Source organism: Paenibacillus sp. JJ-223 (genome assembly GCF_927798175.1).
In the GTDB taxonomy this organism is placed as follows: Bacteria; Bacillota; Bacilli; order Paenibacillales; family Paenibacillaceae; genus Paenibacillus; species Paenibacillus hubeiensis.
Window position 1 is genome coordinate 46,260 of sequence record NZ_CAKMMP010000024.1, and the last position, 26,144, is coordinate 72,403.

The 26,144-nt window shown below is 48.4% G+C and carries 21 protein-coding genes and 1 other annotated feature; of the genes, 15 read left to right on the top strand and 6 right to left on the bottom strand.

All coding sequences use genetic code 11. The annotated features are described in order from the left end of the window. Positions 1–67: 67 nt before the first annotated feature. Positions 68–838, top strand: coding sequence for a class I SAM-dependent methyltransferase (locus L6H98_RS29495; protein WP_236421279.1), 771 nt, complete (start codon positions 68–70; stop codon positions 836–838). Positions 839–885: 47 nt separating this feature from the next. On the opposite strand, the gene L6H98_RS29500 is transcribed toward L6H98_RS29495, so the two are convergent. Both L6H98_RS29500 and L6H98_RS29505 read right to left on the bottom strand, forming a co-directional pair. Then, entirely contained in the window at positions 886–3,438 is a 2,553-nt protein-coding gene (locus L6H98_RS29500; protein ID WP_356724846.1) for an FtsX-like permease family protein, read from the bottom strand. Then, a complete protein-coding gene (locus L6H98_RS29505) occupies positions 3,435–4,184 on the bottom strand; it encodes an ABC transporter ATP-binding protein (RefSeq protein ID WP_236421280.1) in 750 nt (249 codons plus the stop codon). The genes L6H98_RS29500 and L6H98_RS29505 overlap by 4 nt, the downstream gene beginning before the upstream one ends. Before the next feature lie 205 nt (positions 4,185–4,389). Between L6H98_RS29505 and L6H98_RS29510 the strand changes: the two genes are divergently transcribed. From L6H98_RS29510 to leuS, 4 genes are all read left to right on the top strand, one after another. Then, positions 4,390–5,082 (top strand): response regulator transcription factor, encoded by a 693-nt coding sequence (locus tag L6H98_RS29510; RefSeq protein ID WP_236421281.1) that lies wholly within the window; start codon positions 4,390–4,392, stop codon positions 5,080–5,082. Between the two features lie 122 nt (positions 5,083–5,204). Then, positions 5,205–6,515 carry a HAMP domain-containing sensor histidine kinase gene (locus L6H98_RS29515; protein WP_236421282.1) on the top strand — a complete coding sequence of 437 codons (1,311 nt, stop codon included), beginning with the start codon at positions 5,205–5,207 and terminating at the stop codon, positions 6,513–6,515. A 100-nt stretch (positions 6,516–6,615) separates the two neighbouring features. Beyond that, complete coding sequence (locus L6H98_RS29520; protein ID WP_236421283.1) at positions 6,616–7,572, top strand: aminoglycoside phosphotransferase family protein; 957 nt, start codon at positions 6,616–6,618, stop codon at positions 7,570–7,572. A gap of 75 nt (positions 7,573–7,647) precedes the next feature. After that, positions 7,648–7,914, top strand: a binding site (T-box leader). A gap of 70 nt (positions 7,915–7,984) precedes the next feature. Next, positions 7,985–10,429 carry a leucine--tRNA ligase gene (gene leuS / locus L6H98_RS29525; RefSeq protein WP_236421284.1) on the top strand — a complete coding sequence of 815 codons (2,445 nt, stop codon included), beginning with the start codon at positions 7,985–7,987 and terminating at the stop codon, positions 10,427–10,429. Here the strand turns inward: leuS and comER are convergent. Beyond that, positions 10,410–11,255 carry a late competence protein ComER gene (gene comER, locus L6H98_RS29530; RefSeq protein ID WP_236421285.1) on the bottom strand — a complete coding sequence of 282 codons (846 nt, stop codon included), beginning with the start codon at positions 11,253–11,255 and terminating at the stop codon, positions 10,410–10,412. The genes leuS and comER overlap by 20 nt on opposite strands. 181 nt (positions 11,256–11,436) lie before the next feature. Between comER and L6H98_RS29535 the strand changes: the two genes are divergently transcribed. From L6H98_RS29535 to L6H98_RS29545, 3 genes are all read left to right on the top strand, one after another. After that, positions 11,437–12,024, top strand: coding sequence for a helix-hairpin-helix domain-containing protein (locus L6H98_RS29535; RefSeq protein ID WP_236421286.1), 588 nt, complete (start codon positions 11,437–11,439; stop codon positions 12,022–12,024). Between the two features lie 41 nt (positions 12,025–12,065). Further along, positions 12,066–12,587 carry a dCMP deaminase family protein gene (locus L6H98_RS29540; RefSeq protein WP_236421287.1) on the top strand — a complete coding sequence of 174 codons (522 nt, stop codon included), beginning with the start codon at positions 12,066–12,068 and terminating at the stop codon, positions 12,585–12,587. 125 nt (positions 12,588–12,712) lie between these two features. Next, entirely contained in the window at positions 12,713–15,637 is a 2,925-nt protein-coding gene (locus L6H98_RS29545) for a ComEC/Rec2 family competence protein (RefSeq protein WP_236421288.1), read from the top strand. Positions 15,638–15,837: 200 nt separating this feature from the next. Here the strand turns inward: L6H98_RS29545 and L6H98_RS29550 are convergent, their stop codons facing one another. Beyond that, positions 15,838–16,200, bottom strand: coding sequence for a DUF3221 domain-containing protein (locus L6H98_RS29550; RefSeq protein ID WP_236421289.1), 363 nt, complete (start codon positions 16,198–16,200; stop codon positions 15,838–15,840). 475 nt (positions 16,201–16,675) lie between these two features. Here L6H98_RS29550 and L6H98_RS29555 point away from each other — a divergent pair, with 475 nt between their 5' ends. Together L6H98_RS29555 and L6H98_RS29560 are read left to right on the top strand one after the other, a co-directional pair. Further along, positions 16,676–17,518: a helix-turn-helix transcriptional regulator gene (locus L6H98_RS29555; protein ID WP_236421290.1), complete on the top strand. Its 843-nt coding sequence runs from the start codon at positions 16,676–16,678 to the stop codon at positions 17,516–17,518. Positions 17,519–17,582: 64 nt separating this feature from the next. After that, positions 17,583–17,960: a VOC family protein gene (locus tag L6H98_RS29560; protein ID WP_236421291.1), complete on the top strand. Its 378-nt coding sequence runs from the start codon at positions 17,583–17,585 to the stop codon at positions 17,958–17,960. 200 nt (positions 17,961–18,160) lie between these two features. Here the strand turns inward: L6H98_RS29560 and L6H98_RS29565 are convergent, their stop codons facing one another. Then, positions 18,161–18,949, bottom strand: a complete 789-nt coding sequence (locus L6H98_RS29565) for a DeoR/GlpR family DNA-binding transcription regulator (RefSeq protein WP_236421292.1) — start codon at positions 18,947–18,949, stop codon at positions 18,161–18,163. 331 nt (positions 18,950–19,280) lie between these two features. Between L6H98_RS29565 and L6H98_RS29570 the strand changes: the two genes are divergently transcribed. Next, complete coding sequence (locus tag L6H98_RS29570; RefSeq protein WP_236421293.1) at positions 19,281–19,910, top strand: copper amine oxidase N-terminal domain-containing protein; 630 nt, start codon at positions 19,281–19,283, stop codon at positions 19,908–19,910. 88 nt (positions 19,911–19,998) lie between these two features. Further along, on the top strand, positions 19,999–22,038 hold the full coding sequence (locus L6H98_RS29575) for a copper amine oxidase N-terminal domain-containing protein (protein ID WP_236421294.1): 2,040 nt from the start codon (positions 19,999–20,001) through the stop codon (positions 22,036–22,038). Positions 22,039–22,151: 113 nt separating this feature from the next. On the opposite strand, the gene L6H98_RS29580 is transcribed toward L6H98_RS29575, so the two are convergent. After that, positions 22,152–22,454: a hypothetical protein gene (locus tag L6H98_RS29580; RefSeq protein WP_236421295.1), complete on the bottom strand. Its 303-nt coding sequence runs from the start codon at positions 22,452–22,454 to the stop codon at positions 22,152–22,154. A gap of 471 nt (positions 22,455–22,925) precedes the next feature. Between L6H98_RS29580 and L6H98_RS29585 the strand changes: the two genes are divergently transcribed. From L6H98_RS29585 to holA, 3 genes are all read left to right on the top strand, one after another. Then, positions 22,926–23,474 carry a sigma-70 family RNA polymerase sigma factor gene (locus L6H98_RS29585; RefSeq protein ID WP_236421296.1) on the top strand — a complete coding sequence of 183 codons (549 nt, stop codon included), beginning with the start codon at positions 22,926–22,928 and terminating at the stop codon, positions 23,472–23,474. Further along, on the top strand, positions 23,471–24,745 hold the full coding sequence (locus L6H98_RS29590; RefSeq protein ID WP_236421297.1) for a zf-HC2 domain-containing protein: 1,275 nt from the start codon (positions 23,471–23,473) through the stop codon (positions 24,743–24,745). Before L6H98_RS29585 ends, L6H98_RS29590 begins: the two co-directional genes overlap by 4 nt. A 263-nt stretch (positions 24,746–25,008) precedes the next feature. Next, entirely contained in the window at positions 25,009–26,025 is a 1,017-nt protein-coding gene (gene holA, locus L6H98_RS29595) for a DNA polymerase III subunit delta (RefSeq protein WP_236421298.1), read from the top strand. The last annotated feature ends 119 nt before the right edge of the window (positions 26,026–26,144 follow it).

Sequence of the window (26,144 nt, forward strand, 5' to 3'; positions counted from 1 at the left end):
GAAAGCCGGATGCCCTGCTTTCTTTTTGGAAAAGGTTTAAATTGAATTCGAAAGTGCGGTGTCTGACATGTCTTACCGTAGATTTGCCTACGTATACGATGAATTAATGGAGGATATGCCCTATCCCGATTGGATCCGATTTGCGCGGACGGCCTGGGAACGGCACGGCATGCCGAAAAGCGTGGTCGAGTTGGGCTGCGGGACGGGCTCCATCACGATTCCTTTGGTCAATTCGGGTTTTGAAGTGATCGGGATCGATTTGTCAGCGGACATGCTGTCCGTGGCAAGAAACAAAATGGATGCCACGCCGCAGGGCCATCGCATGTACCGTGGAGGCAGCGTGCGGTGGGTGCAGCAGGACATGCGGGACTGGAGCGTTCCCGAGCCGGTAGATTCGGTCATTTCGTTCTGCGACTGCATCAATTATTTGCTCGAAAAAGAAGATGTCGTTCGCACGTTCCAGCGGACGTACGCGATGCTGAAGGAGGAAGGCACGTTTATGTTCGACGTGCATCATCCGAATACCCTGATTCGATATGATGACGAACAGCCTTTTGTATTGGACGAACGCGCCGTGTCCTATATCTGGACATGCGACATGGACCGGGAGCGGTGCGAAATCGAACATCATTTGAGCATCTTTGCACGCATGAAGGAAGCCGGCAAGGACATGTATCAGCGCTTCGAGGAAGTGCACGTACAGCGGGCCTACGATCCGGAATGGATGAAGCTTGAGCTGCTTAAGGCAGGATTCAGGGAAGTCGGTGTCTATGCAGACTTTGAGTGGGATGAAGCCGGACCGGAGGCGCAGCGCCTGTTCTACGTTGCTGTAAAATAAAGTGAGTAAAAGAGCTGCCTGCATGTTATGCAATGGCAGCTCTTTTTTTAATCCCGATTGTATTGGATTTTGGACAACCAGTACGTTGATGGCAGAGCAGAGGCAATGCCTATAATGGGACTGATCGCCAGGATGACGAATATCATTCCGTATGGAGCAGGGCTTTGGGCATCGAGAGCACTCAAAAATTGATAACGTAACAGTACGCCAGCAATGAGTCCCATGACAGTCCCGGATACCGCTATCATTATTCCTTCGAACCAGGCTAAACGGATGACCTGCCAGGGTTTGCTTCCGATGGAGCGCATCGTGGCAAACTCTTTTTGACTTTCTCTTAGATTGCTGGACATAATGTTCATTAGTCCGGCAAGGATAATAAGCGTCAAAAGCAGTATGGAGGCCGTTAAAAAAGCCGTACGCTGTTTGTATTGCTGATAGAACGTCTCCAGTTCCGCCATGCGGTCATAAAATACAGTATTTTGATATTCGGGCTGTTCAAGTAGGGACTGAACCTGTGCTTTTATGGCTTCCTGCTGATTCTTGTCCGTGATATTGAACAGAATTTGTTCCACCTTGGCTTCCCGGTAGCTGTTAACGGCGTCAACGGAAGTATACATGGTCATTTCGTCTCCCGGAAACAATGGATTTTGATCGATAACACCCACAATATTCATCTGTAAGGGAGCAGCGCCAGCTGCCTCGCTGACTTCATCCATCTTTAGTTCCAGTGTATCCCCAATAGAGTACCCGAAGTAACGACAGAAATCCTTCGTGACTACAATCTGGTTCTTTTGCAGATCCTGAATCTTACCCTCAACGACCTGATAAGAAGAAAACTGCTGAGCTTTGATCAAATCCATCGATTGCAGGCTTGCCAACACGTGATCCTTGTTATCAATTTTAAACACAGAACCGTTCCAATCCGGTGACATTTGATTAACCGGGATATCTACGAGGAGACTTGAACTTATTGTAATACTGTCTATTCCTTTCAGGCGGTTCAGCTGATTGCTCAGTTCGGGTGAGAATCCAGGTTCATATGAAGCTTCGGCCGACTGGATAATATAATCCAGGGGGAATTGATTGGCCATATTTTTTTCTGTTTCCTTCACTATGCTATCAAGAACGCTGAACCCTACGAATCCGACAATAACGGAGAGCATGATTACCCGGGTGATTTGTTTGCTTCGTCCGATGCGGCTAAGTGCATTTCTGCCAGCAATGGTCCCTTCCATGGCATATAAAGGCTTCAGGCACAGTGCAATCCCTTTGATTAATGGCTTAAGCAGGAAGGAAATGCACAAAAAACATAGGAGAACAAACAGTACACCGACGATAATGACCGCGGTTTTGGACGTTTCCTTGCCCCCGGGGATCAGAATGGAAAGTGCAATAAGTCCAACAAATAGGGAATACACGGCGATATGCTTCCACAAAGAGTGCTGTGTAAGACGTGCCGGCTGTTGACGGTGGGCAGCAAGTGGAGACATTCTGCTGGAGGAATAAGCCGGGATGAAGGAAGCAAGCAGTGTAACGAGAATACTTCCGAGCATGACAGCGGCAATCACCGGATAGGATACCACAACTGAATCCACACGATATCCCATCCATTTTTCAAGCACCCCAGAAGTAGCATAACACAGCATAATCCCCCCCGCGGATCCTATGAATGAGGACAGAATACTGATCCACAAGGCTTCCCAAATGACCATCTCGAACAATTGTCTCCGTGTGCCTCCCAAAAGCCGGAGAACCGCCAGTTCCTTCTGTCTCTCTTGGACGGACATTTGCAAAGTACTAATGACGATCAAAATACTCCCAAGCAGAACAATAACGGACAGTCCGGTTACCAGCGGCCGAAGCCCACCCAAATTTTTTTGTTCCTCTTCCTTTGCGCTGCGGCGATCAATAGTAAGTCCGTCGAAATGGTCATTCAATTGCTCGATGACCTCACTCTTTACATTCCCGTTATCCAGCTTCAGGATCAGCGCACTAGCCTGTCCGGTATGATCTGTCAGCTTGCTGATCCAATCATAATTGAAAATAAAAAGACGGGACAAGCTTTCGCTTTCTTTTAGAATTCCCGAGACCGTTACGGTCTGATCTTCGGCGGGTGGGAAAGGCAATGTCAAGGTCGAACCGATCCCCAGCCCCGCCTCCTTGGCATATTTGGAGGAAATCAGTACTTGCGCATCTTCAGGAAATGATCCCGTTTGCAGAGAAAGCAGTTCATGCTCAGCGGCCAGACGGTCTGCTTTGAAGCTGTAATAAAAGGGTTGAACAGCAACATTTTCGGGCATGTGTCCTGCTGTGTAGGGCAGCAAGATCGGAGTGGTCTCCTGCACCCCTTCGAGGTTGTTAATCCATGTTATATCTTTGGAAGAAAGCAGCCTTTGCCCTTCGTTATATCCTGCTATCAGATCAAAATCACCGAACCTCTCCCGCGCTGAAACTTCAGTGGAATGCTGCAAAGTGCTCATCATCGTCTGAGACGATACAAGAAGAAGAACTCCCAGGCTTATTCCCATTATGGCAAAGAAGGCTCTTATTTTACGTGCAATCAAGAAACGCCAAGCCAGACGGGCTAACATCCACTTCATATCAGCATTCCCTCAATTCTGGATGTGATCTGACTCAGGTTCACTTTTGGGTCCTGCTGCAGGTTCAGGTTTTCTACCAATTTCCCATCTTTCATAAAAAGAACTCTGTGCGCATAAGAGGCGACGCTTGCATCATGGGTCACCATAACCAGGCAATGATTGCCTGTATCACAGAAGCTTCGCAAAACCGTCAGAATGTCTTTCCCTGTTTTGGAGTCCAGACTGCCCGTAGGTTCATCGGCCATCATGATGCGGGGTTGTGTAATCAATGCTCTGGCGATGGCTACCCGTTGCTGCTGTCCACCTGACATCTGGGATGGATATGAAGCTGCCAGATGCCCAATGCCTACTTTTTTGAGCATATCCAACGCCATGCTATTAACTTTACTGTCAGTCTTGCCAGCAAGCAGAAATGGCAAAGCTACATTCTCCTGAGCCGTTAGTACCTGAATCAGGTTGAACATCTGAAAAATAAAACCGATCTTGTCTCTGCGGGTGAGTGTGATTGCGGATTCCGTGCCGGCGTATAAATCTTGTCCGTCCAGCATGACTTTACCACGGGTCGGCCTGTCCAAACCTGATAACAGATGAAGCAATGTGGACTTGCCGGAACCACTGGGTCCCATGATGGCAACAAACTCTCCTTGATGGATCGCCAGGTCAACAGCATCGAGGGCAGGAACACTTTGATTGCCTTCCCCGTAGACTTTGCTTAGATTGTGGGTTTGTAAAACGGGTTTACTCATTTCTCTTTTCTCCTTTTCACGGAAATCTGCTGAATCGCTTTGATCGATATCATTATGCAGAAGATGTCTCACCTTTTTGTGGGAAAAAGATCAATAATGTATCAATAAAATATAGTACTTTTATCTAATCGCTGTTTAGGAGGTTCCATCAACAACAGGAATGCTCCATAATAATGGGACAGCAGATGAGAAAGGGAGATACAGTATGCAGGAAGTAATCTTGATTGTGGATGATGACATTGAAATTATAGAGCTTATGCGTGATTTTCTCGAAATGGAGGGGTATGCTGTCCTTACTGCGGAGAACGGGGAAGCGGCCATGCGGATCATGAATCAAAATCGGGTGGATTGTGTGCTGCTCGATGTGATGATGCCCGGCGAGTCGGGTTTTACAATCTGCCGTGCCATTCGGGAATATTCGGATGTTCCCGTCTTGTTTCTGAGTGCCAGGGAGGAATCTACCGATAAAATCAGAGGATTGGGCGTCGGAGGGGATGACTACATCGTTAAGTCCGCCACACCGGGAGAGATTATTGCCAGAATCAAAGCGGTGAGGCGGCGGTTTGGCAAAGAGGAATCCACTTCGTTGGCAATCGGCTTATTCAAAGGTTTGAGCATTGATTACTCCGCACGTGAGGTCGAGGTGAATGGTGAAAAGGTTACGCTCACAACCAAGGAATTTGACTTGCTGGCTTTGCTGGCCAAACATCGCAATCAGGTGTTTACGCATGATCAGATCATCGACCGAATCTGGGGAGAACACTACGGAGATCAGCATTCGGTAAGAGTGTTTATAGCCCGGATCAGGGACAAGATTGAGAGGGGAAGTACGGGAAACGAATACATACAGACCGTATGGGGAACGGGATATAAATTTACGGGAGAGCCGTTGTCATGAAGGGGTTCCAATCTTTAATGAAAAGCCGGTTATCATTAAAACAGTGGCTGTTGATTATCATCTTGTGTACAGTGCTTGTTCCAATTTCGGTTGTGAAATTAACAGGGAATTGGTATTCAAATATGGCAACGACCGACGATGGATACAGCATTGAATGGGTGCAGCAGAGAATTTTGGCTCAGCGGGATCAGTGGGAAAGCGAAGAGTGGCAAATCAAGCTGGAGCAGGATTCCAAAAAAATGAATGTTGGGATACGGCTGCTGGACAGAGAACGTCGGGAGATTTTCTCGAACATATATGATGAAGGAGGATATATTCTTGAAGAAGGGGGAGACATAACGCCCAAGGAGAATGTCGGTGACTTTTCGGAGTGGAACGTATTAAATGAGTTTTATGTATATTCATCGACGAACACGCTGACCGGAATGGTTTATATTCAGGATCAGGGTCCGGTATTGCGGAGCTATGGCAGCTTGGCTGAAAAAATGATTATGGAATACGGCGGATTTGTGATTTGGGGATGTTTGCTTGCCATCATTTTGCTTACAGGTGCCTGGTTCCTGAACAAGCAGGTGCTGAAACCATTGAAGAAACTGGGACAGGCAGCACAGGGGATTTCCAGAAGTGAATTTTGTGTGGATCTTCCGTCTTCCCGAGTGAAAGAAGTACATGAGGTTTCGGCAGGCTTCAAAAAAATGCGGGCCGAACTGGAACATTCCCTAATTCGGCAGCAGGCCATGGAAGAAGAGCGGCGGCTGTTCATCGCTTCCATCGTCCATGATATAAGAACACCCGTTTTTGCCATCCGTGGTTATCTGGAAGGGCTGGAGAATGGCGTTGCCTTCACTCCCGAAAAAACTCAAAGGTATATCCGAAATTGCCGTATTAAAGCAGATGTTCTGAATCACTTGGTCACCGACCTGCTTACATATACCAAGCTCGACTGGTTTGAAGACAAACCAACGCTTGCAAGCACACGAATGGACGGATTACTGAACGAGTTGATCCTGGGGTATCAGGAAGAAGCGAATCGCAAACAGATCCGTCTTGCGCTGTCATTGCCGGAGCAGGGAGCTGAAATCATGACGGATCCATATCTGCTGCAAAGGGCGTTCGGAAATCTTCTGGATAATGCCTTGCGTTATACTCCAGAAGGCGGAAGCATTGAAGTGAAGGCAACGTGTGATAACGGCATATGGGCCATAGCTGTTCAAGATACAGGCCCTGGAATTGCCAGTTCTGACCTGCAGCATTTGTTCAAGCCGTTGTACAGAGGCGAGCAATCCAGAAACCGCAAAACGGGTGGTGCTGGCCTGGGTCTGTCCATTGTATGGAAAATTACTGAGATTCTGGGAGGAAGGGTCCAGGCCGGGAACAGACCAGAAGGAGGCTCTGTTTTTACGGTGAGTTTGCCTTTAAATGTTGGAAGGTGATCAAAGGTCTTGCAAGCGTAGAGAGGGCCGGACATAATGGGTATGGAAATATTTCTTTACATTGTCATCCCCTTAACGAATAAGGTAAATGAGGTGCAAAGTGGAAAGTAATTATAAAACGAGGCTGACTTCAGAACAGTTGAACCGGATTACTCAACATCATTTCAGGACAGGTGTCAGAGAATACAAGGAGATGACGGATGGATGGGCGAACCATGCCTATTGTATTACGTTGGATGACGGACAGAAAGTTGTACTCAAAATTGCACCTTCCTCCGGAATTAAACGAATGCGCTGTGAACAGGATGTGATGGTTGCGGAGGTGCAGGCACTTCGTCTCGCCGCGGATCTCCAGGATGTTCCCGTTCCCCGTGTGCTCGCCCATGATCTTTCGCGGAGCTTTGTCCCTGCAGAGTATTTTATTATGGAATACATGCCAGGCAAGCCTTATAACAAGGTCAAAGACCAATACAGTGTGGAAGAGCAGGAAGCCATCGAACAGCAGCTGGGCGCTTACAATCGGAGAATCAATGAGATCAAGGGCGAAAAATTCGGCTACTTTTCCGAGCGAAAAACACAATATGCTACCTGGAAAGAAGCTTTCCTGAACCTGATGGATGATTTGCTCGCAGATGGGAAAGAGGCTGGAGTGGAATTTTCGATCGGTTATGAAGACCTCGAACGTTTAATTCAAGAGAAATCGGATGTCTTGGTTGATGTAAAAGAACCTGTACTGGTCCACTGGGATTTGTGGGATGGCAATGTTTTTGTGGAACAGGGCAAAATTACGGCCATCATTGATTTTGAGCGTTCGCTATGGGCTGACCCTTTGATGGAGCACTATTTCAGTCATTTTAACAATACGCCCGGATTTGTCAAAGGTTATGGAAGAGCGGCTGCAACGGCAAGCGAACGGCAGAGAAGGAGCCTTTACGACCTGTATTTTGATCTGGTGCTCCGGATAGAATGTGCGTATCGGCAGTTCGATAACAAGGAACACGTGGCATGGGCGACCCGCAATCTTGAGGAGGGCATCGAGCGTTTTCGGTTATCCTGATTCGTGTACACACAAGGGCAGTAATATTGACTTTAATGCCGCTTTTTAATATAATGTTTCCGATCAAAGCGAATACATATTTCGATGATAAGGATCAGTAGCGAGTCCTGCACATGACAGAGAGTCGGCGGTTGGTGCAAGCCGATTGGCAGTATATCGCGAACTCACCTTGGAGAAATGCGGTGATTACACCATTTTGATGCCTGTAAGGATCTTGCCCTTCGGGGAATGGAAAATCCGCATCGGTTCACCGCCGTTACAGGTCCAAAGGGAGTGGACAACGAAGCACGTTCGTCCGCTAACTAGGGTGGTACCACGGGAAATCAACCTCTCGTCCCTAGCGCTGCAAACGCTACGGGATGCTGAGGTTTTTTTGTTGCAATAGATGGAATGATCAGAGGAGGAAATACAGATGAGTGAACATCATCAGCCAAAGCATGGCTATCAGCCGCAAACCATGGAGAAAAAGTGGCAGCAGTTCTGGGATGAAAACAAAACGTTTAAGACGGGGGAGGACCCGTCCAAGCCTAAATTTTATGCATTGGATATGTTCCCGTATCCATCCGGTTCCGGTCTTCACGTAGGCCATCCGGAAGGATATACGGCAACGGATATCGTTTCCCGCTACAAGCGCATGCGCGGTTATAACGTATTGCATCCAATGGGATGGGACGCTTTCGGCCTTCCGGCAGAGCAGCATGCGCTGGATACGGGCGAACATCCACGGGACATCACGTTCCGCAACATCGACAATTTCCGCCGCCAGATCAAGTCGCTCGGTTTTTCCTATGACTGGGACCGCGAGATCAGCACGACAGACCCTGAATATTACAAATGGACGCAATGGATCTTCATCCAGTTGTACAAAAAAGGACTGGCATATGTAGACGAAGTGCCGGTGAACTGGTGTGAAGCATTGGGTACGGTGCTTGCCAACGAAGAGGTCATCGACGGCAAGAGCGAGCGCGGCGGGCATCCGGTCGTGCGCAAACCGATGCGCCAGTGGGTACTGAAGATCACGGAATACGCCGAGCGTTTGCTTGAGGATCTGGAGGAACTGGATTGGTCCGAGAGCATCAAGGATATGCAGCGCAACTGGATCGGCAAATCGACGGGCGCGGAAGTGACTTTTGCCATCGAAGGACGCGAGGAAGTCATCAAAGTGTTCACGACTCGTCCGGATACGCTGTTTGGCGCGAGTTATGCAGTGCTGGCACCGGAGCATGAATTAGTGGATGCCATCACGACGGCCGACCAACGCGAAGCGGTCGCAGCCTACCAGGAACAGGCAGCTCGCAAGAGCGACCTGGAGCGCACGGATTTGGCGAAAGACAAAACGGGCGTATTCACGGGTGCTTATGCCATCAATCCGGTAAACGGCGCTAAAGTGCCTGTGTGGATTGCCGATTATGTGCTTGCCGGTTATGGAACGGGAGCCATTATGGCCGTGCCGGGACATGATGCCCGCGACTGGGAATTTGCCAAACAATTCGGCCTGAATATCATTGAAGTTGTTGAGGGCGGAAACGTGGAGGAAGAGGCGTACAGCGGAGATGGAGCCCATGTGAACTCCGAATTCCTGAATGGCCTGAACAACGAAGAAGCGATCGCCAAAATGATCGCCTGGTTGGAAGAGAACGGCAAAGGGCAAGGCAAAACGACATATCGTCTGCGTGATTGGTTGTTCAGCCGTCAACGCTATTGGGGTGAGCCGATTCCGATTCTCCATCTGGAGGACGGAACGATGAAAACCGTGCCGGAAGAGGAGCTGCCGCTGCTGCTGCCGGATATCGACCAGATCAAACCATCGGGCACGGGCGAGTCTCCGCTGGCCAATGTGACGGAATGGGTCAACACGGTAGATCCGGAAACTGGCATGAAAGCGCGCCGCGAGACCAACACGATGCCTCAATGGGCGGGAAGCTGCTGGTACTACCTGCGTTTCATCGATCCGCACAACGACAAGGAACTGATTTCGCAAGAAAAACAACAACAGTGGCTGCCGGTTGACTTGTACATCGGCGGCGCCGAGCATGCGGTCCTTCACTTGCTGTATGCGCGTTTCTGGCACAAGGTTCTTTACGACCTGGGCGTGGTCAGCACGAAGGAACCGTTCCACAAGCTGGTGAACCAGGGCATGATTCTCGGGACGAACAACGAAAAAATGAGTAAATCCCGCGGCAATGTCATTAACCCGGACGAAATCGTGGGCGAGTTCGGTGCGGATACGTTGCGCCTGTACGAAATGTTCATGGGGCCTTTGGAAGCAACCAAACCATGGAACACAAGCGGCGTTGAGGGAATGCACCGCTTCCTGTCCCGTGTATGGCGTTTGTTCATCAACGAGGATACCGGTGCCATCAACGATAAAATTACGGTTGACGGCGGAACGGAAGAGTTCAAGCGCACAACGCATAAAACGATCAAGAAAGTGACGGACGATCTGGAGAACCTGCGTTTCAACACGGCGATCAGCCAGCTGATGATCTTTATCAACGATGCTTACAAAGCCGAGAGCCTGCCGCTGGCTTCGATGGAGAGCTTCGTGCAGCTGCTGTCACCGCTCGCACCGCATATGGCAGAGGAACTGTGGAGCCGTCTCGGACATGAAGGCGGAATTAGTTATGTAGCTTGGCCTGTATATGACGAAGCGATGACGGTCGATGCCGAGGTTGAAATCGTCGTTCAGATCAACGGCAAAATCGTAACTCGCGCAACGGTTGCGAAAGATCTTGACGCACAGGGACTGCAGGACCTGACCTTGGAAATGGACGCTGTCAAACAGGCGCTGGAAGGCAAGACCGTTCGCAAGGTCATTGCCGTTCCAGGCAAGCTGGTCAATATTGTTGCCGGTTAATCTCATTGGCTCTGAACAGTTCATCCAGCTTGATCAAATCTTCCTCGTATTTGTCGTGGGTGGTTTGAATGAGGCTGTCGAAAACACCATCCAGATTGGCTTTCAATAGCGCAAGTGCCTGTGCGGTAATACCGCCGGGCACGGCAACGCGTGCCTGAAGCTCCTGCGGCGTGTAACCTCCTTCGGTGAGCAGCTTGCCTGTTCCTAGGAGCATCTCGCCGGCAAGGGCGCAGGCATCCGCGCGTTTGATCCCTGTAAGCTTGACTGCGCTGTCGATCCACTGCTCCAGGAAAAACGAGATGAAGGCAGGTCCGCAGCTGGTAAAATCGGAAGTGATTCGGGTGCATTGCTCGTCGACCTGGTAGGGTCTGCTGAAATGGCCGAGCAAGCCTTCCAGCACGGCACGGTCCTCCTCTGTCATTCGTTCGCCATGAATGCAGAGGGAGGCACCGCTGCCGACCTGGTGGGTCACGCTGGGAATCACTTTGGACACCTTGCAAGGAAGCGATGCTTCCAGATGGCGTAATTGCACCGGGCTCGTGATGGAGACGATAATCTGCTCGGGTTGCAGAACAGGCAAAATTTCATCGATGACATGCTTGAATTCAAGCGGTTTGACGCACAGAAATACGATCTTGCTTCGAATGACCGTTTCTCGATTGCTCTGGGACTCATGCAGGCCGGGATAACGGAGGGTTAACTGACGTACTTTGGAAGGGGTCCGATTGCTCGCGGCGATCTGCCTGGGCTCCAATGCTCCGGATTGGATCATGGCATAGATCAGCAGGCTGCCCATGCTGCCGGTTCCGATAAATCCAACCTTCATTGTTTCAGGCCTCCTTTCATGCTTTACGGTACTGGCGCGCAGTATGTTCCTTCTAGTCTATGCGTCATGCCCTTGCCGGCATGACATGAAAATCAATCATTTTGGACGCAAAGTCCGCTTTACGGTTCGGAAGCACCGCCCGTGTTCATTAATCCAATGGGAGACGGGAGTGTGTGAAAGAATGAAGTGGAAACAAGGATTGATTATTGCTGCGACAGTGATGGGGAGCATACTGATATTGTGGTCGGGCAAAAGCGAGCAGCCGCCTTCGGGATGGACTGCCGTTCAGCCCGGTACTGAAATGCCGACGACGGCTCAGGAAACTGCTGCCGTTCCGTCGGCTGTTTCGGGTCCAGCCGATGCGAATCAAGTGCCGGCTTCCATTCCGGAAACCAGGCAGGGTGCGGCAATGGCTGGAAATCAGGATGAAGCTAAGGTGGAGAGCGGACATGACACCGCCGGAACGACAACGGAACAGCAGGCGTTCATCCATTCTGCCCAGCCAGATCCCGCTAACGTTGGCCATGCTGAAGAGGTGCAGGATCATCTTGCGGCAACGCAGGAGCCGGACAACGGGAAAATCGACGTCAATACTGCGCCGCTGGCCAAACTTATGGAGCTGCCGGGCATCGGGGAGAAGAAAGCTCAAGCCATCATCGATTATCGGAATAACCATGGTCCGTTTGGCAAAGTCAGCGATTTGACGAAAGTCAAAGGCATAGGTATGAAAATGTTGGAGAAGATGGCACCTTATGTGCAGATCCGCTAATGCACTATTTTCGATAATATGACAACGGAAGGGGAAACGGCATGAGCGCAACAGATGCACGCAAAGACTGGGACACATACTTTATGGATATTGCTTACATGGTATCCACTCGTTCGCGTTGTCCTAGGCGCCATGTGGGTGCAGTGCTTGTTCAAGGCAAAAAATTGCTGGGAACGGCATATAACGGAGCACCGATGGGGGTTCCCGATTGTTCTGAAGCAGGTTGCATGATCTCGGAAGAATATGAGTTGGTCATTACCGACGGCCGGGAAGAGATGGTCAAAAAACAGCGCTGCATCCGTACGATCCATGCGGAGCAGAATTTGCTTTTGTTTACGGATCGGATCGACCGGGAAGGCTCTTCCGTATATGTCACGGATGAGCCGTGTTGGACCTGTGCCAACATGCTCGCCAACAGCGGGATTACCGAAATCGTGTTCCATCGCCCATATCCGAAAGATACGGGCAAAGTCAGACGAATGATGGAGCAGCAGGGGATTACGTTTCGCAAGTTGGAGCAGTATCAACCGCCGCGCGAGACAATAATGACCGTGAGTGATTGAATTTTGCATGCTGCATGTACAAAGATTCATACAGAAAGAACGATCCATGAGGAAAAACCTCTGGTTGCCGTAACGGCTGCCAGAGGTTTTTTTGCGTTCTGGCTACGGGATTAGGAGGGGGAAGGATGAAGGGCAGGCCACTGCTTGGTTTTACCGTTTGTTGGCTATGCGGCAGCGGAATGGCGGTTGCGTTAAGCGGCTGGAATTTGTTATGGGGAATGGTTGGGGTTCTTGCTTGTGCCCCGCTATGGCTGCGATGGCTGGGCCTGCGCGGGTGGATCGTTATTTTGTTTGGAGCAGCTTTTGCCTCCGGGGCCGTTCATTGGGAATGGAACGATACGAGGAATGTCAGCCATCTGGCCGAACTGACGGGTATGGCAAGCGACGAACTTGACGGAGTGGAGGCCACGGTTCAAGGCAGGTTGGACTCCGAAGTACGCATTGACGGGGACCGGGCCGATTTTGAGCTGCAGGTTAGTTCAGTTCAAATTGATCCTGGTGCTTCGGCCAGCGGTGGCTTCCAACCTCTGACTCTGGATCACCGGAAAGAGAAGTTCATGGTACAGGTCAGGCTGGCCAAAGAGGAAGAGCTGCAGACGGCGGCGGCTTGGCAGAGGGGCGATACCGTTACGCTCGAAGGCACGTTGGCCCTGCCTGGTGAAGCACGGAACTATGATGGCTTTGATTACAGGGCGTACCTCCGGACGCTTGAAATACACTGGCTGTTCAAAGTGAAGGGGGCCATCGCGGTAGAAGCCGTTCCGGCCGAGGGTTGGAAGGCTTTCAACCTATTTCGCCTAAACGACCAGGCAAGGAGCAAGCTGGGGTCGGCTGTCGATCGGCTGTTTCCGGAGCCGCACGGCGGATATATGAAAGGGTTAATCATCGGCATGGCCAAAGATATTGATCCGGATACGTACGGCGGGTTTTCGCAGCTGGGTCTGACGCATATTTTGGCCATATCGGGTACGCATGTTGCCGTTTATGTGTCTTCCCTGCTGCTGCTGATGTCCTTGCTGCGATTGACACGGGAAACGTCGCTGACGATCGTTCTGCTGCTGGTGCCCTTCTATGTCATGTTATCCGGAGGCTCCCCATCCGTCGTCAGGGCGGGAATCATGTCCATGATCGGTTTAACCATGGCAAGGAAAGGATTGCCGAGGGACGGTCTGCATATCATCAGCGCCGCGGCTTTGCTCATGATGTGGTGGAATCCCTACTTCATGGTAAACGTAAGTTTCCAACTATCTTTTCTGGTTACGGCCGGGCTGATGATTTATATGCCGCTGATTCATCGTCTGTTTGACCGCTGGCCCAAAGCGCTTGCGGCCACGGCTTCGGTAACGGTGACGGCTCAGCTGATTTCTTTTCCGGTAACCATTCTGTATTTCAACCAGTTTTCGATCCTGTCGTTCGTCGCCAACTTTTTGCTGGTTTCCTTCATCAGCGTGATTGTGCTTCCGCTTGGAACGGTTGCGCTGATCATCGGATTTGTGTGGTTTCCCGCAGCCAAACTATTGGCTTGGATCACGATTGTGCTGAATGATTTGACTTTTGCGACCGTGGAATGGATGAACCGTTTCCCCGGTTTTGTATTGATTTGGCCAACGCCGCCCATCTGGTGGATTGCGGCCTACTATATTGGACTTTATAGTTTGCTGAGGCTCTTGCAGAAGGGAAACTTAGGGAAAAAAGCGTTGCCGTTCCCGCAGCTGCAGGACGATACGGCCCCGCTCTCCCGACGCCCTGACGTTATTCCATCAAGTGCGGACAGGACTTCGTATGATGTGGGCCGCACGCCGCAGCCTGGGTATTCGGATCAAGTCCCTTGCGTTTCCGATGTATCGGGGCAGTCCGTAGCTTTGCTTTCTGCGAGTATTGCATGGCCTGAATATTCGGGAGCTTTCACTTCGCGCGGTGCCGGATTTTATGATGGCGAGAAAAGGTCTCCTTATCACGGCTGGATATGTGGTTTGATTGCGATTTCGCTTATCGCTGGCTTATGGTGGGGATATCAGTCACCGTATCCTTCCGGCACGGGAGTGGTACAATTTCTGGATGTGGGGCAAGGAGATAGCGCGTTGATATCAACGCCCGGCGGCAAGCACATATTAGTGGATGGAGGGGGGACGGTCAGTTTCGCCAAGCCGGACGAGGGCTGGAGGGTTCGCAGAGATCCTTACGAGGTTGGTGCAAAGGTCGTTGTTCCCCTCTTGAAAAAACGGGGGATTCATGAGCTGGATGCCATTATTGTTACTCATGCTGATCAGGATCATGCCGGCGGGCTTCAGGCTGTACTGGAACAAATCCCGGTAAAACGCCTGGTTTTTAACGGTACGACCAGCGGCAAGGACAATTTTGACAAACTGCTTCAGACTGCTGCGGACAGGCAAATCCCGCTGTATGCCGTCAGGCAGGGCATGACATATAAGGCTGATGACCAAACGCGATTGTATTTTCTTTCGCCGGATCTCAGTCCCTCGACCGATCGTTTAAACGGCATGCCTGTGGACGAGGAGCAAAATCATCATTCGGTCGTCTTTTTGCTGGAGATGGCAGGGGCTTCTCTGCTCTTTACGGGGGACATGGACGCGGCTGCGGAACAGGATGTATTATTTCGTATTCAAGACGGCTCGCTTGCGGAGGCGTTTGCCCAAGAGGCACTGCGGGGAAATGAGAAACCGAGTGCAGCTCTCCAAGCACAGCTTCCGCTATTTCTTCGGTCTGAACAGGCAACCCAGAATCCCGGAGTGGACGATGCCGTCGACAACATGACGATGAGTATGATGAATCACCGGGTGGATGTCTTGAAAGTCGCGCATCACGGAAGCAAAACCTCTTCCGCCGAAGGTTGGCTTCACTACTGGAACGCCAGTTCAGCCGTTATTTCCGCCGGGGTCAACAATTTGTACGGGCATCCCAATGCGGGGGTGGTGGAGCGGCTTGAGCAGTCGGGATCGGCCATCTATCGGACGGATCAAATGGGGGAAGTGCAAATGAGGATCAAAGCTGGACACATCGAAATCAGGCATAAACTTGAATCAGATTAAGGCTCTCGGTGCCTAATTCGGTTAACTGATAGGTTAGATCAATTAAAACTGCATTTTAATCTATCATTGGAAGGGAATAAAACCAAGTATTATGGTGTATGTGAAGCAGCCCGACGGGCTGCTTTTAATTTAAACAAGCAACATTTCGTTTATGTGAGTATAGAATGTGTTCTCATCATGAAAATGAACATCGGCTTAGCTTATTCATTGATTTTTTCAATATTCACAACCGTCCTAATGGGTGGCAAGGATTCTTGTTGGTTAAAGTCAGCAGTGATATTTACTCTTTGCCCTACATCAATTGATTCATAAGCCTCTTTATCGACAAAATAATACGAAGCTTCCGGTTGGTCTTGTGCTAGTTCTATAAAATCTTCAAGATTACCTTTCTCTAAATCTTTCTTACTTATATTTTGAAGAACAAGAAATTTGTACTTGTCATCTTCATCTGTTTTAAATACTACAGTTCCCTCGTAAACTGGATAATGCTCTTTCTCATCCTTGTTAAAACAGCCAGGAAGTATAATCATACTGATTAAGATGAACAGCATTACTTTTTTCATAATGAACCTCCTATGTTGTGAAACTGGCAAACTCAGCGGCGATCCCAACGGAAGGCCACGGAAACTACTGCGCGAGCGACGTATGTTTCCTGAGCGATATCTACGCAATAACAAGGTGAGATGGAGAGATATTTTCAATACGTTGATTTTGCTTGTCCTGAGCTTTAAACTACATAAAGCAACCTTCTGGGTGGGCTTTTTGACGTAATGACCTTATGTGTAACCCCATCGTCTCGAGGCCTCATTATTTATTCAAACCCCCAGTTATATTCGGTTTACAGGATTTCTCACGGGTAACGATATTTCAAAAATATTACGTCCACAGTCGTCCAGAAGTTCGGCTTTCATTCCCATTAAGCTAACAATTGGAACTATATAAACTGCAAAAAAACATCTATGGTACTGTGCTCGCAGTGCACTAGTGGGATTTGTTATTGCGGTTTATATGGTTAAACTTGATTAAGGAGGGATTGAGATGACTCATTCATTCCATCCCGTTCATTCTCTCAAATTGCAACCGGAGCTGCAGCAGCCATGGTATAATTTCCGGGAATATCCATCTAATCCTCGCTTGGAATCACATGTGGCTTCTTTTTGGACCATGGATTTTCGTCCTGTTCCAGGCAAACCTTCGCATCGAGTTATACCGGATGGCTGTATCGATATTGTCGTGGATCTTCTTTCTCCATCCAGCCGAAAGGCTGCCTATATTGTAGGTCTTACAACTCGATCAGAAGTGCTGCAGTTCTCTGAAGCTCGATCATTATTTGGCATTCGGATATATTCAGAATCAGCTCGTTCTATTCTAAAGATACCTCTTTCGGCGTTTACGGGACAGCGTATCTACTTGGAAGATGTTTTGGGTTTCAAAGAAATGTACTGGGTAGAAGAGATACTATCAGCCACTACGATCTCCGAAATTGTTGCGGTTGCCGAGTATCATTTGGTCCGAATGCTGGCGGATAGCGATATAGCAATGAACCCACTTGTGTATGAAAGCTTGCAGATTATTTATGGCCGAAAAGGGAATTTATCCGTAACGAATTTGGCCAATCAAGTCCACTTTAGTGAACGACATCTTAGAAGGGTATTTAATCAGGAGCTGGGCTTAGGTCCGAAGGAGATGCTTGGGATAATCCGATTTCAAAGCACACTGCAGGATTTTTTTCGGGGGGGTTATTCCAGTTTAGCGGATCTTGCGCTCAAATACGGCTATTACGATGAGTCCCATTTTGCCAACACATTTAAGCAATATTATGGCTTGTCTCTTAGAAGCTTGATAAGTAAGAAACGAAGGAGTCCGATTTTTCCTATTTGACAGTCTATAAGATCAATACAATGGAGGTGAGCTTTATCATACCAATGGATAGGAGTTGTGAAGCATGGCAGTGAAGTTAAAAAGATTATCGATTTACGTCAAAGAGATGAAGAAGTCCCTGGATTTTTATCGGGCATTGGGCTTGGAAATACCGGAAAAGGCAAATGAAGAACATCATTTCGAAGTACCATACAACGATATTATTCTTTCCTTTGATACTTGGGAATCGGCGCAGACGATTCTAGGCGACCAGCCGAAGCCGGCCGGTTATCGAATGGAGCTCGCTTTTCAGTTTGACAGTAAGGAAGCGCTGGATGAATCGTATTGCCGATTGACAGTACGAGGCTATGAGGGGCATTTTGAACCAAACGATACCCCTTGGGGCGAGCGTTATGCGATCATAAAGGACCCTGACGGCAATTTGATCAGTTTGGTCGCTTGATTCTGTTTAAAATTACGGCAGCCGCACACAACGGTTGGCTGCCGTTTTCTCAGTTAACGGGTAGTTTTGTTCAATAACCAGTTGGGATGAGGAGAATGAATGGTTTCATAGCGATCATAATCCGTTATAATGAAAAAGGAGCTGCTAAGCAGCAACTCCTTAGAAGAAGGGGATAGATCATCCGGGCCAATGGATATGATCTATTCCTTTTTTAATAGGGATTCCTCGGTTACTCTTGCAATACAAACCTTGACACCTTTATTTTCAATTTCTGCGATGGCTTCAATGCTAGCTTCTTCATCCGTTATCAGAAGGTCAATGTCAGTAATTGGACCTTCTTTTGCAAAGAAATCAATTCCCAATTTTTCGTGAGGTGCCAGACAAATCTTTCTCCTGGATATTTCAACAGCTGCTCTACCCAACATTGCTACTTCAGGAGTGGCTGTACTTACACCATTTTTAGAAATTCCTCCTCCGGTAACAAAACAAATATCTAAAGTGAATTGTCTCAAAAATTCGTTTGCAAAGGCATCCGTTATGCTGCCGGAACTTTTTACTTTACCGCCGATAAGGTAAACATCTGTTGTTTTACGATCTTTCAATGTATCTGCGACCTTAATTGAATTGGTTACAACGGTAAAAGGGATTTCAGGAAGATACTTGAGCATGCCATAGTGGATCCCAGCACTGCCTATAAAGACGGTATCTTTCTCCTGAATGAAGGATGCGGCCAATTTAGAAATTGCATTTTGATGTGGCGCTCCATCCTGGTAACGTAATTCAGGTGGGAGAGGAGTGCTGCGAACTTTAGAACTTGGAATTGCTCCGCCATGTGTACGTTTTAGAAGACCCTTCTCCTCCATAATTGTAAGATCTCTTCTAATTGAATCGATGGATAATTCAAACATATCAGCCAGTTCCTTGGCAAGAACACGCCCGTTTTTTTGAAGCAGCTCCAGAATTTTGTCCCGACGTTCATCAGAGAACAATAAAATCGCCTCCTAATGGAAATTATCACCAAGTTACGGTTCGATTATATTCATGTTTGTGCTGTTTTGTCAACCATATGTATTCGTGTTTATTCCGCTTTGTTCATGTTTCGTGCGCATTTCATTACTTTCTTTTTTGTCAGACATTTAAAGCATATAGGGAGCTATTGGCTGCTGAAAACATAGAGTTTCCTGAAGCTCATTTCAATACAATGTATGCCATCGCTTCGCGCTATCTCGGACATTTCTTAATGGAAGGAATATATTTCTTCATCATATATTTGTATGTTATGATTCATAGGAAAATAGAACCAGTAGGAGAGTGTTTAAAATGAATAAAAGGGTACTCGTTACTTCCGTATTGTCTCTATTCCTTTTATCCAGTGCAACAAGTGCATTAGCTCATCCCGGGCGAACAGATTCCAATGGAGGTCATACGTGTTGGACAAATTGTGCCAAATGGGGATTGGAGTACGGGGAATATCATTATCATAATGGTGGTAGTTCTTCTTCAAGTACTAAATCATCCAGTGGTTCTTCATCCAGCAGTTCTTCTTCATCTACAAAAAAAACTACACCAACAAAACCGAAAGAAACTAAACCTCAGTATACGCAATCTTCTTTAGTGGTATATGTTAATGATCAAAAAATTAATTTCGCCAATAAGCCGGTAGAATATCAAGGAAGTAATTTGCTTCCATTACGAGACATTGCAGAAGCATTGGATGCAGCGTTTACATATGATCCGGATCGTGCAACGATAGGTCTAACCAAAGATAAATTCAAGGTAACACTCACTCTTGGGAGCAAAACCGTATTTTATAACGGCAAATCTGCTTCATTAAGTGCAGCTCCAAAAGTGATAAACGGAATTACGTACATTCCAGTACAATCCATTAAAGGATTAGGAACAACCCTTGAATTAAATTCGAGTAAAAACACATTAAATATTGAAATATAAATTTAATAGAATTAGATATTTGCCGAATGTTTAGAAGGTTTATAACCAGCATGTCTTTCATCACACAGAAGCAGAGGGGATACGAACAATGGATAACGTTCAAGACAAAGAGAGTAGGAGATGGGAAGGGCCCAATGGGTTCAAGATTGGAGAAATAATGCGATATCTTCCGTTATGGTTAATGGTTATTCTGATGGCAAGCATCGTCGTAGTACCCATGAAAGTAAATGCGGCTTCTGCAAACGGAACGAATTCTATAGTCTCTCTTGTTGACCGGAATACCTATCTCATGAATGACGGGACGGTGTGGTCCAAGGATTCAACGGAAGGCATATGGACCCAAACGACGGATGTGGCAGGTGTGTCTGCTGCGCAAGGCAGTCTTTTCGGATGGACGACAGACGGACGCGTTTATTATTGGGAAGGAAACAGGGATGAAAAACCGGTAATCACTCAGTATAACGGACTAGTTAAGGTATACGGCAATGGTGTGGCTTTGTTGAAGGATGGGACACTTCGCGATTATAAGGGGGAGGCCATTAAAGGGCTGGAATCCGTCATTGATGTAGGTACATATCTGGGATCCAGCTACCATTCTTACGGCGCTTTAACATCCAATGGCGATGTGTATTACATTGCTGACCAACGGAATATCTCCAGAAAGATGGGGAATGTACCCGGAGGAAAGCAGATTGCGACAAGTAGTGCATATGCGGCCGTACTTAGGGAAGATAATTCGGTCGTTGTGGTCGACATGATGGTCCAGGAACAGCCGATTGAAGTGACGGATCATGTGAAATCTGTGATCTGGTTGAATTCCGGTATGTTTTTGGCAGTCAAAGACGACGGAAGCGTATGGAGCTATGAGCGGGGGCATCGTCGACCTGTTACTTACGAGGGTAAACAGCTCCAGGGATTGAGTGGGGTCGAGAAACTGGAGTATTCCGTTGATCTGGAAGAACTTTATGTACAGCATACTGACGGTTCATGGGGGATTTATAAAGACGGAACACTGCAGCCCTTGAACGGACCGACACTGAAAAAAGTGACGTTGGCAGCTTCGGCCAAAGAGGCGAGCGTTGGGGATATCCTTGCCCTTTCGGTGGAGGAATTATATTCAAACGGGTACAAAACGAAGCGTCAACCCAATAGCGGGGAGATTACGGTAGAAAAACCGCAAGTCGCTGTCTACAAAGGTGAAGGACAGTTGCAAGTCAAGGGTGCTGGAAGTACCCGGATTACATTTAAAAAAGGTGAGCTCGATTCCAGCGTTCAATTGAATGCGGGCATTCAACAAAACTTGATAGGCTCTTCCATGGTCAATGGAAGTATCTATCTGCCGGTTCAGTCCGTGTTCAAGGCACTTGGCGCAACGGTGCAAGTAAAGGGAACAAACTTCATGATTCAATGGGGTGATGATGAACTGTTGCTTCAAAAAGGAAGCCAGGATGCAAAATGGAACGGCAAGACCCTCAAACTAAAAGGGAAACTGCAAACCATAAATGGACAAACGGTCTTTCCTGCAGCGCTCCTTTCTCAGATTTCCGGTGTGAAAGTTCAATGGGAAACAGAATTCAAGCGTGCCAAGTTGATCGTGGGAGCCTCCGTGATTAGCGTGGATTCTGCGGAGACAGCCAAATTGGTCAAACAAAAAGAGCTGGGCGGTCTTGCCCGTTTGCTTGGTAAATCATATTGGATTAATTACTATCCAGAACTTGGCCAAAGATTCAGTAAAGTAACGATTTCGGATATTCGGATGGAGACGGATCCCTCGGGGATCAAGAATTACACAATCATCTTTAAAAATGCTAAAGGCAAAATGTTATCCGTGTATGGGGGGAACAAAAGCTCAGATGTAACGGATTGGCTGAACGAAGAGGATCTTTTCTTGTCTTATGATCCATATCAAAAATACAAATGGTCCCAAGCCATGTGGAACAACATAATTGCTGGTAAAGTTGCAATCGGCATGAATACAACGCAAGCCCGCCTGGCTTGGGGAGAGCCGCGAAGCATCTCGCAAGAGATGAGTAAACAAGGCAAGATCGAAGTTTGGATGTACATCGACTCGCTTGAGAATATCCGAGCCCTTACGTTTGTTGGAGGCAAGCTCTTTAGTTACTATTAATACCATCCACTAAATCATCTAAAATAGTTGAACATAAAAGAACCGCCTGATGGCTTTTCCGTAAGGAAGCTCCTCAAGCGGTTTTTTTTAGCATTCAAAGAGGAACTAAATCATTATTCAACGCCGTCCTTGAAATGTTTGGTCCAATGTTTATCACCTTTGTGGAGAATGTCTTCCACGGTTTTTTCCAGCGTCTTCAGCAGCTGTTCCCGGACATCGATCACGGTGTCATGATACAGGCGTTCTTCCGACCCGACGATTTTTTCGCCGTATAATGCCTGTGCAGCCGTATATTTACGATGTTCTTCGACCAATGTGTCCAAGGATTGCATCGCATGTTCCACAAAATGGGTGATGCTTTGATACTCCTTAGGGAGCTGTTCTTTTAATAATTGGATTTTTGCTTGAGCAGGCATGCTCATCACCTCGCGTTATGAATGTAAATTTACAATACACTATTTTCATGAAAATTACATTAAAAACGGCTGAAAATTTGTACAATTTTTGACTTTTATATTTTTTGAGCACGGAAAGCATCGCAATTATAATTTATGTTATTGCATTCGAATTAAGTCGTGTAAGTACTGGATATGACTTTTGAAAGCGCTTGGTGACGCATTATGCAATTTCTGTTATTCTAAGATAAGTTTCTGCGGCTTTACGATACATACGCCGTTATTTTGTTGTGGAAGCATGTCTGCATGCATACGAAACGGCTGCTCCCGGCTGGGGTAGAAAGGCGCGAGATCCATCTCGTCATCTTGTACCCGTATCCATTCGGGATCGAATCATGCAGCGTGCGGTTTGCAAAATAAAAAAAATCTTAACTTTGCAACAATTTTATTGATGGTCACGTCTGTAAGGTTGCAGGGAGAGGGGGATCCTTTGTGGTAGAGCCGGAACTCATCAGAGCCGCTCAATCGGGCGATCGCGACGCTCTAATTACCCTATTGCGGAATATTGAACAGCATGTATACCGAACCGCATACTACATTCTAAATAATGAACAGGATGCGATGGATGCCGCACAGGAGGCATTAATCCGAATTTATACCAAAATTAACTCATACGAGGAAAAGGCACAATTCAAAACATGGGTACAACGCATCGTTACGAATATTTGCATCGACAAGTTCCGGAGGGCCAAGCCGTCGGTGTCCATCGAGGAACATGAGATGGTGTTCCAGGACAATCAGAACGTGGAATCGGAAGTCATGTCGACCTATGTGGCCAAGGATATTCAGGATGCGATCAACAAGCTTCCCGAGCATCATCGCACCGTGATCGTTCTAAGATATTTGCAGGACTTGTCATATAACGAAATTGCGGATTGCCTCGACCTTCCGCTCAATACGGTCAAATCCTATTTGTTCCGTGCAAGGCAGCAATTGCAGAATCTATTACAGGAGTATCAGAAGGGTGGTGTGACAGGATGAAATGCGATGAGGTGGTGGAATGGATGCACCGGTATCTGGATCATGATCTGGGAGAGGCGGAAACCGAGCAATTGCTGCAGCATGTAGCCACATGTCCGGATTGCGCCGAAAATTTTAGTTTGCTCAGAGCTCTATCCAGAGAACTGGAGGATTTGCCGCAAGTGACCCCGAAATTCAGCTTGGTGGATGCCATTATGCCACAGCTGGATGCCATTGATGAAGCAAGGAAAGAACAAAGCAGCACGATACAGGAAATGAGTCCTGTCCCTGCTGCAACCGAAAGTCTGCAACGGTCCGGCGAACGCAAGCCGAAGCAGCAATGGTTAAATACCATGGTAGGGCGCATGTCCGTGGGAGCCGCGGCGGCTGTTGTCGTTTTGGGCTTTGCCATCTGGGGATATCAGCCTGAAAAGCTTGAAAATGCCGATGTAATGATGATGAGCAGCGGTGGATCAGCGGAAAGCCAGGCCTCGGATCCAAATGCGCTCAGCACGGACGTCAACGGTAATGATGCGTCTGCAGCCAAGCGGCATGAAAGCGATGCTGTAAATTCCGGCGAGACACGGCAGGCCCCTGAAACGTCGGAAAACCCGGAAGCCCAGGACAGTGCCGGGGAGCAGGAGAAGCTGCCTGTTTCGGAACCGGATTCGACCGAAGGACCAACGGAGTCGACCTCTGAACCAACGACAAGCCAGGATCAAACTTCGAAGGATGCGCCGTCAAGCACGAACCAGGCTGATTCACCCCAAAGCTCGGTCGGCGAAGCCTCTCCCGGCGTAGAGCAGAAAACGGAAAGTTCCGATTCGGCTTTGCCGCCGGCGACTCCGGATGAAACGGAATCGGCTGCGAACAGTGTGGATCCCGAGAACTTTGCGACCGATAGCGAGACGCCTGAGATGAAAGAAGGAGACGTCCAAAAAGGGATCACGGCTCCCGAGGTTCAGGACGGAACCAAAGCGTCCGACGGAGCGATGGGACTGGTTGGACCGAATCAAGGGATTGCTTCCACTTCTGTTCCCAAAGAATGGAGTTCCCCGGATGGAGCATACACGGTTATGCAGACTGACAATCAATTGAGCCTGTATGCCCGGTCGGCGGATGATCCGGCCGCATTGAACCTGGTGGAGCAACGGGAGTTGGAAGGCACGCTGACATCGGCGGGCTGGACGTCGGATGGAACAACATTTAATTACTCGACAGAACAGAACGGGACGACCGTCAAGAAATATTTCGCCGTATCCCCCGCATCGGGAGAAACTTCCGCGAAATGAATGGAAGGTGACAAGCCTTTTCTAGCAAAATGGCTGAACGTTTTGAGTCTGCCTGCAGTATACTGAAAGTAACATAACGTCCTAATTCAGTTGACATAACTGACGTCGTATGACCGCTTCGCTGACCGTTTCTAGAACGGTCGTCGTCAGCGTTTATATAGATGTAGGACCAGGGACCTTCATTCGCGCGCGGATGGAGGTCCCTTTGTTGTTCGGTCGATTTTCTGGTAGGATAAAGGGGATGATAAGGAGGCACCGTGAGAATGGATGTAAAGAGTGCGGCGAAAGCCATACGCAATGGGGATACCGCCCCTGTATACGTGCTGTATGGGTCGGAGAAATATCAAATACAGCAATTTGCGGATTTGCTAAAAGAAACGATCATTGAAGAAGAGCATCGCGATTTTGCGGTCGTTCCCTATGACCTTTCCGAAACGCCGATTGAAGTGGTGGTGGAAGAAGCGGAGACGGTACCTTTTCTCGTGCCTCGAAAATTGATTTTTGTACGGGATTCGCATTTGCTTGCGGCCGGCAAGGATTCCAAAATCGAACACCACGTCGATCGTTTGCTGGCATACATGGACAATCCTGCCGAATATAGCACCATCGTGTTTCTCGTTCAGGCAGACAAGTTGGATGAGCGGAAAAAGCTGGTGAAAGCGGCGAAAAAACAGGCGGTCGTGCTTGCTTTTGCCCCGCTTAGCGGAGATGAGCTGCTGAACTGGATTGTGAAGCTGGCGAAGCAGAACGAGGTAGCTTTCGAGCAGGGAGCGGCAGATACGCTTGTAAGTTATGCCGGCACAAGCCTGCAGACCTTATCCGCCGAAGTAGACAAGCTTTGTCTTTTTGCAGGCAAAGGCGGGACGATCACGCGCGCAGACATTGAACGTTTGGTGGCCCGCAGCACGGAACAAAACGTGTTTGCCTTGGTAGAGGAGCTTGCCAACCTGCGTTTGGAAAAGGCGCTGGCGCTATTCTACGAGCTGCTGAAGCAGCGGGAAGAGCCGATCAAAATCGCCGCGCTGATTGCCCGCCAATTTCGGATCATGATCCAAGTCAAGGAGCTTGGGCAGCAAAGCTACTCTCAACAGCAGATTGCGACCCAGCTCGGCTTGCATCCATATGCTGTCAAAATTGCCGGGGAGCAGGCGCGGAAATTCCAGACCGAGCGTTTGCGGCTTATATTGAGCCACCTCGGGGAACTGGATTATCAGATGAAGACGGGCGCGATTGACAAAGTGCTGGGGCTTGAAATGTTTTTGCTGAGACTTGGGGCGTAGATGCGCCCCTTTTTTCGGTTGGCGTGCCCAGCTAAGCACGCATCTTCTAGCCGGTGAAAGTCCGGTCGCAGGAGGGGCCAAGCCCCTGCGTAGCTAGGATACTTGCGTATAGCGAAATC

What these genes read in the sequence shown, in the direction of transcription:
- L6H98_RS29580 (WP_236421295.1), bottom strand. Translation starts at nt 22,454, where the DNA reads ATGCCTGCTCAAGCAAAAATCCAATTATTAAAAGAACAGCTCCCTAAG.
- L6H98_RS29570 (WP_236421293.1), top strand. Translation starts at nt 19,281, where the DNA reads ATGAATAAAAGGGTACTCGTTACTTCCGTATTGTCTCTATTCCTTTTA.
- L6H98_RS29560 (WP_236421291.1), top strand. Translation starts at nt 17,583, where the DNA reads ATGGCAGTGAAGTTAAAAAGATTATCGATTTACGTCAAAGAGATGAAG.
- L6H98_RS29550 (WP_236421289.1), bottom strand. Translation starts at nt 16,200, where the DNA reads ATGAAAAAAGTAATGCTGTTCATCTTAATCAGTATGATTATACTTCCT.
- L6H98_RS29535 (WP_236421286.1), top strand. Translation starts at nt 11,437, where the DNA reads ATGAAGTGGAAACAAGGATTGATTATTGCTGCGACAGTGATGGGGAGC.
- L6H98_RS29515 (WP_236421282.1), top strand. Translation starts at nt 5,205, where the DNA reads ATGGCAACGACCGACGATGGATACAGCATTGAATGGGTGCAGCAGAGA.
- L6H98_RS29500 (WP_356724846.1), bottom strand. Translation starts at nt 3,438, where the DNA reads ATGAAGTGGATGTTAGCCCGTCTGGCTTGGCGTTTCTTGATTGCACGT.
- L6H98_RS29510 (WP_236421281.1), top strand. Translation starts at nt 4,390, where the DNA reads ATGCAGGAAGTAATCTTGATTGTGGATGATGACATTGAAATTATAGAG.
- comER (WP_236421285.1), bottom strand. Translation starts at nt 11,255, where the DNA reads ATGAAGGTTGGATTTATCGGAACCGGCAGCATGGGCAGCCTGCTGATC.
- L6H98_RS29505 (WP_236421280.1), bottom strand. Translation starts at nt 4,184, where the DNA reads ATGAGTAAACCCGTTTTACAAACCCACAATCTAAGCAAAGTCTACGGG.
- leuS (WP_236421284.1), top strand. Translation starts at nt 7,985, where the DNA reads ATGAGTGAACATCATCAGCCAAAGCATGGCTATCAGCCGCAAACCATG.
- L6H98_RS29495 (WP_236421279.1), top strand. Translation starts at nt 68, where the DNA reads ATGTCTTACCGTAGATTTGCCTACGTATACGATGAATTAATGGAGGAT.
- L6H98_RS29540 (WP_236421287.1), top strand. Translation starts at nt 12,066, where the DNA reads ATGAGCGCAACAGATGCACGCAAAGACTGGGACACATACTTTATGGAT.
- L6H98_RS29590 (WP_236421297.1), top strand. Translation starts at nt 23,471, where the DNA reads ATGAAATGCGATGAGGTGGTGGAATGGATGCACCGGTATCTGGATCAT.
- L6H98_RS29545 (WP_236421288.1), top strand. Translation starts at nt 12,713, where the DNA reads ATGAAGGGCAGGCCACTGCTTGGTTTTACCGTTTGTTGGCTATGCGGC.
- L6H98_RS29555 (WP_236421290.1), top strand. Translation starts at nt 16,676, where the DNA reads ATGACTCATTCATTCCATCCCGTTCATTCTCTCAAATTGCAACCGGAG.
- holA (WP_236421298.1), top strand. Translation starts at nt 25,009, where the DNA reads ATGGATGTAAAGAGTGCGGCGAAAGCCATACGCAATGGGGATACCGCC.
- L6H98_RS29575 (WP_236421294.1), top strand. Translation starts at nt 19,999, where the DNA reads ATGGATAACGTTCAAGACAAAGAGAGTAGGAGATGGGAAGGGCCCAAT.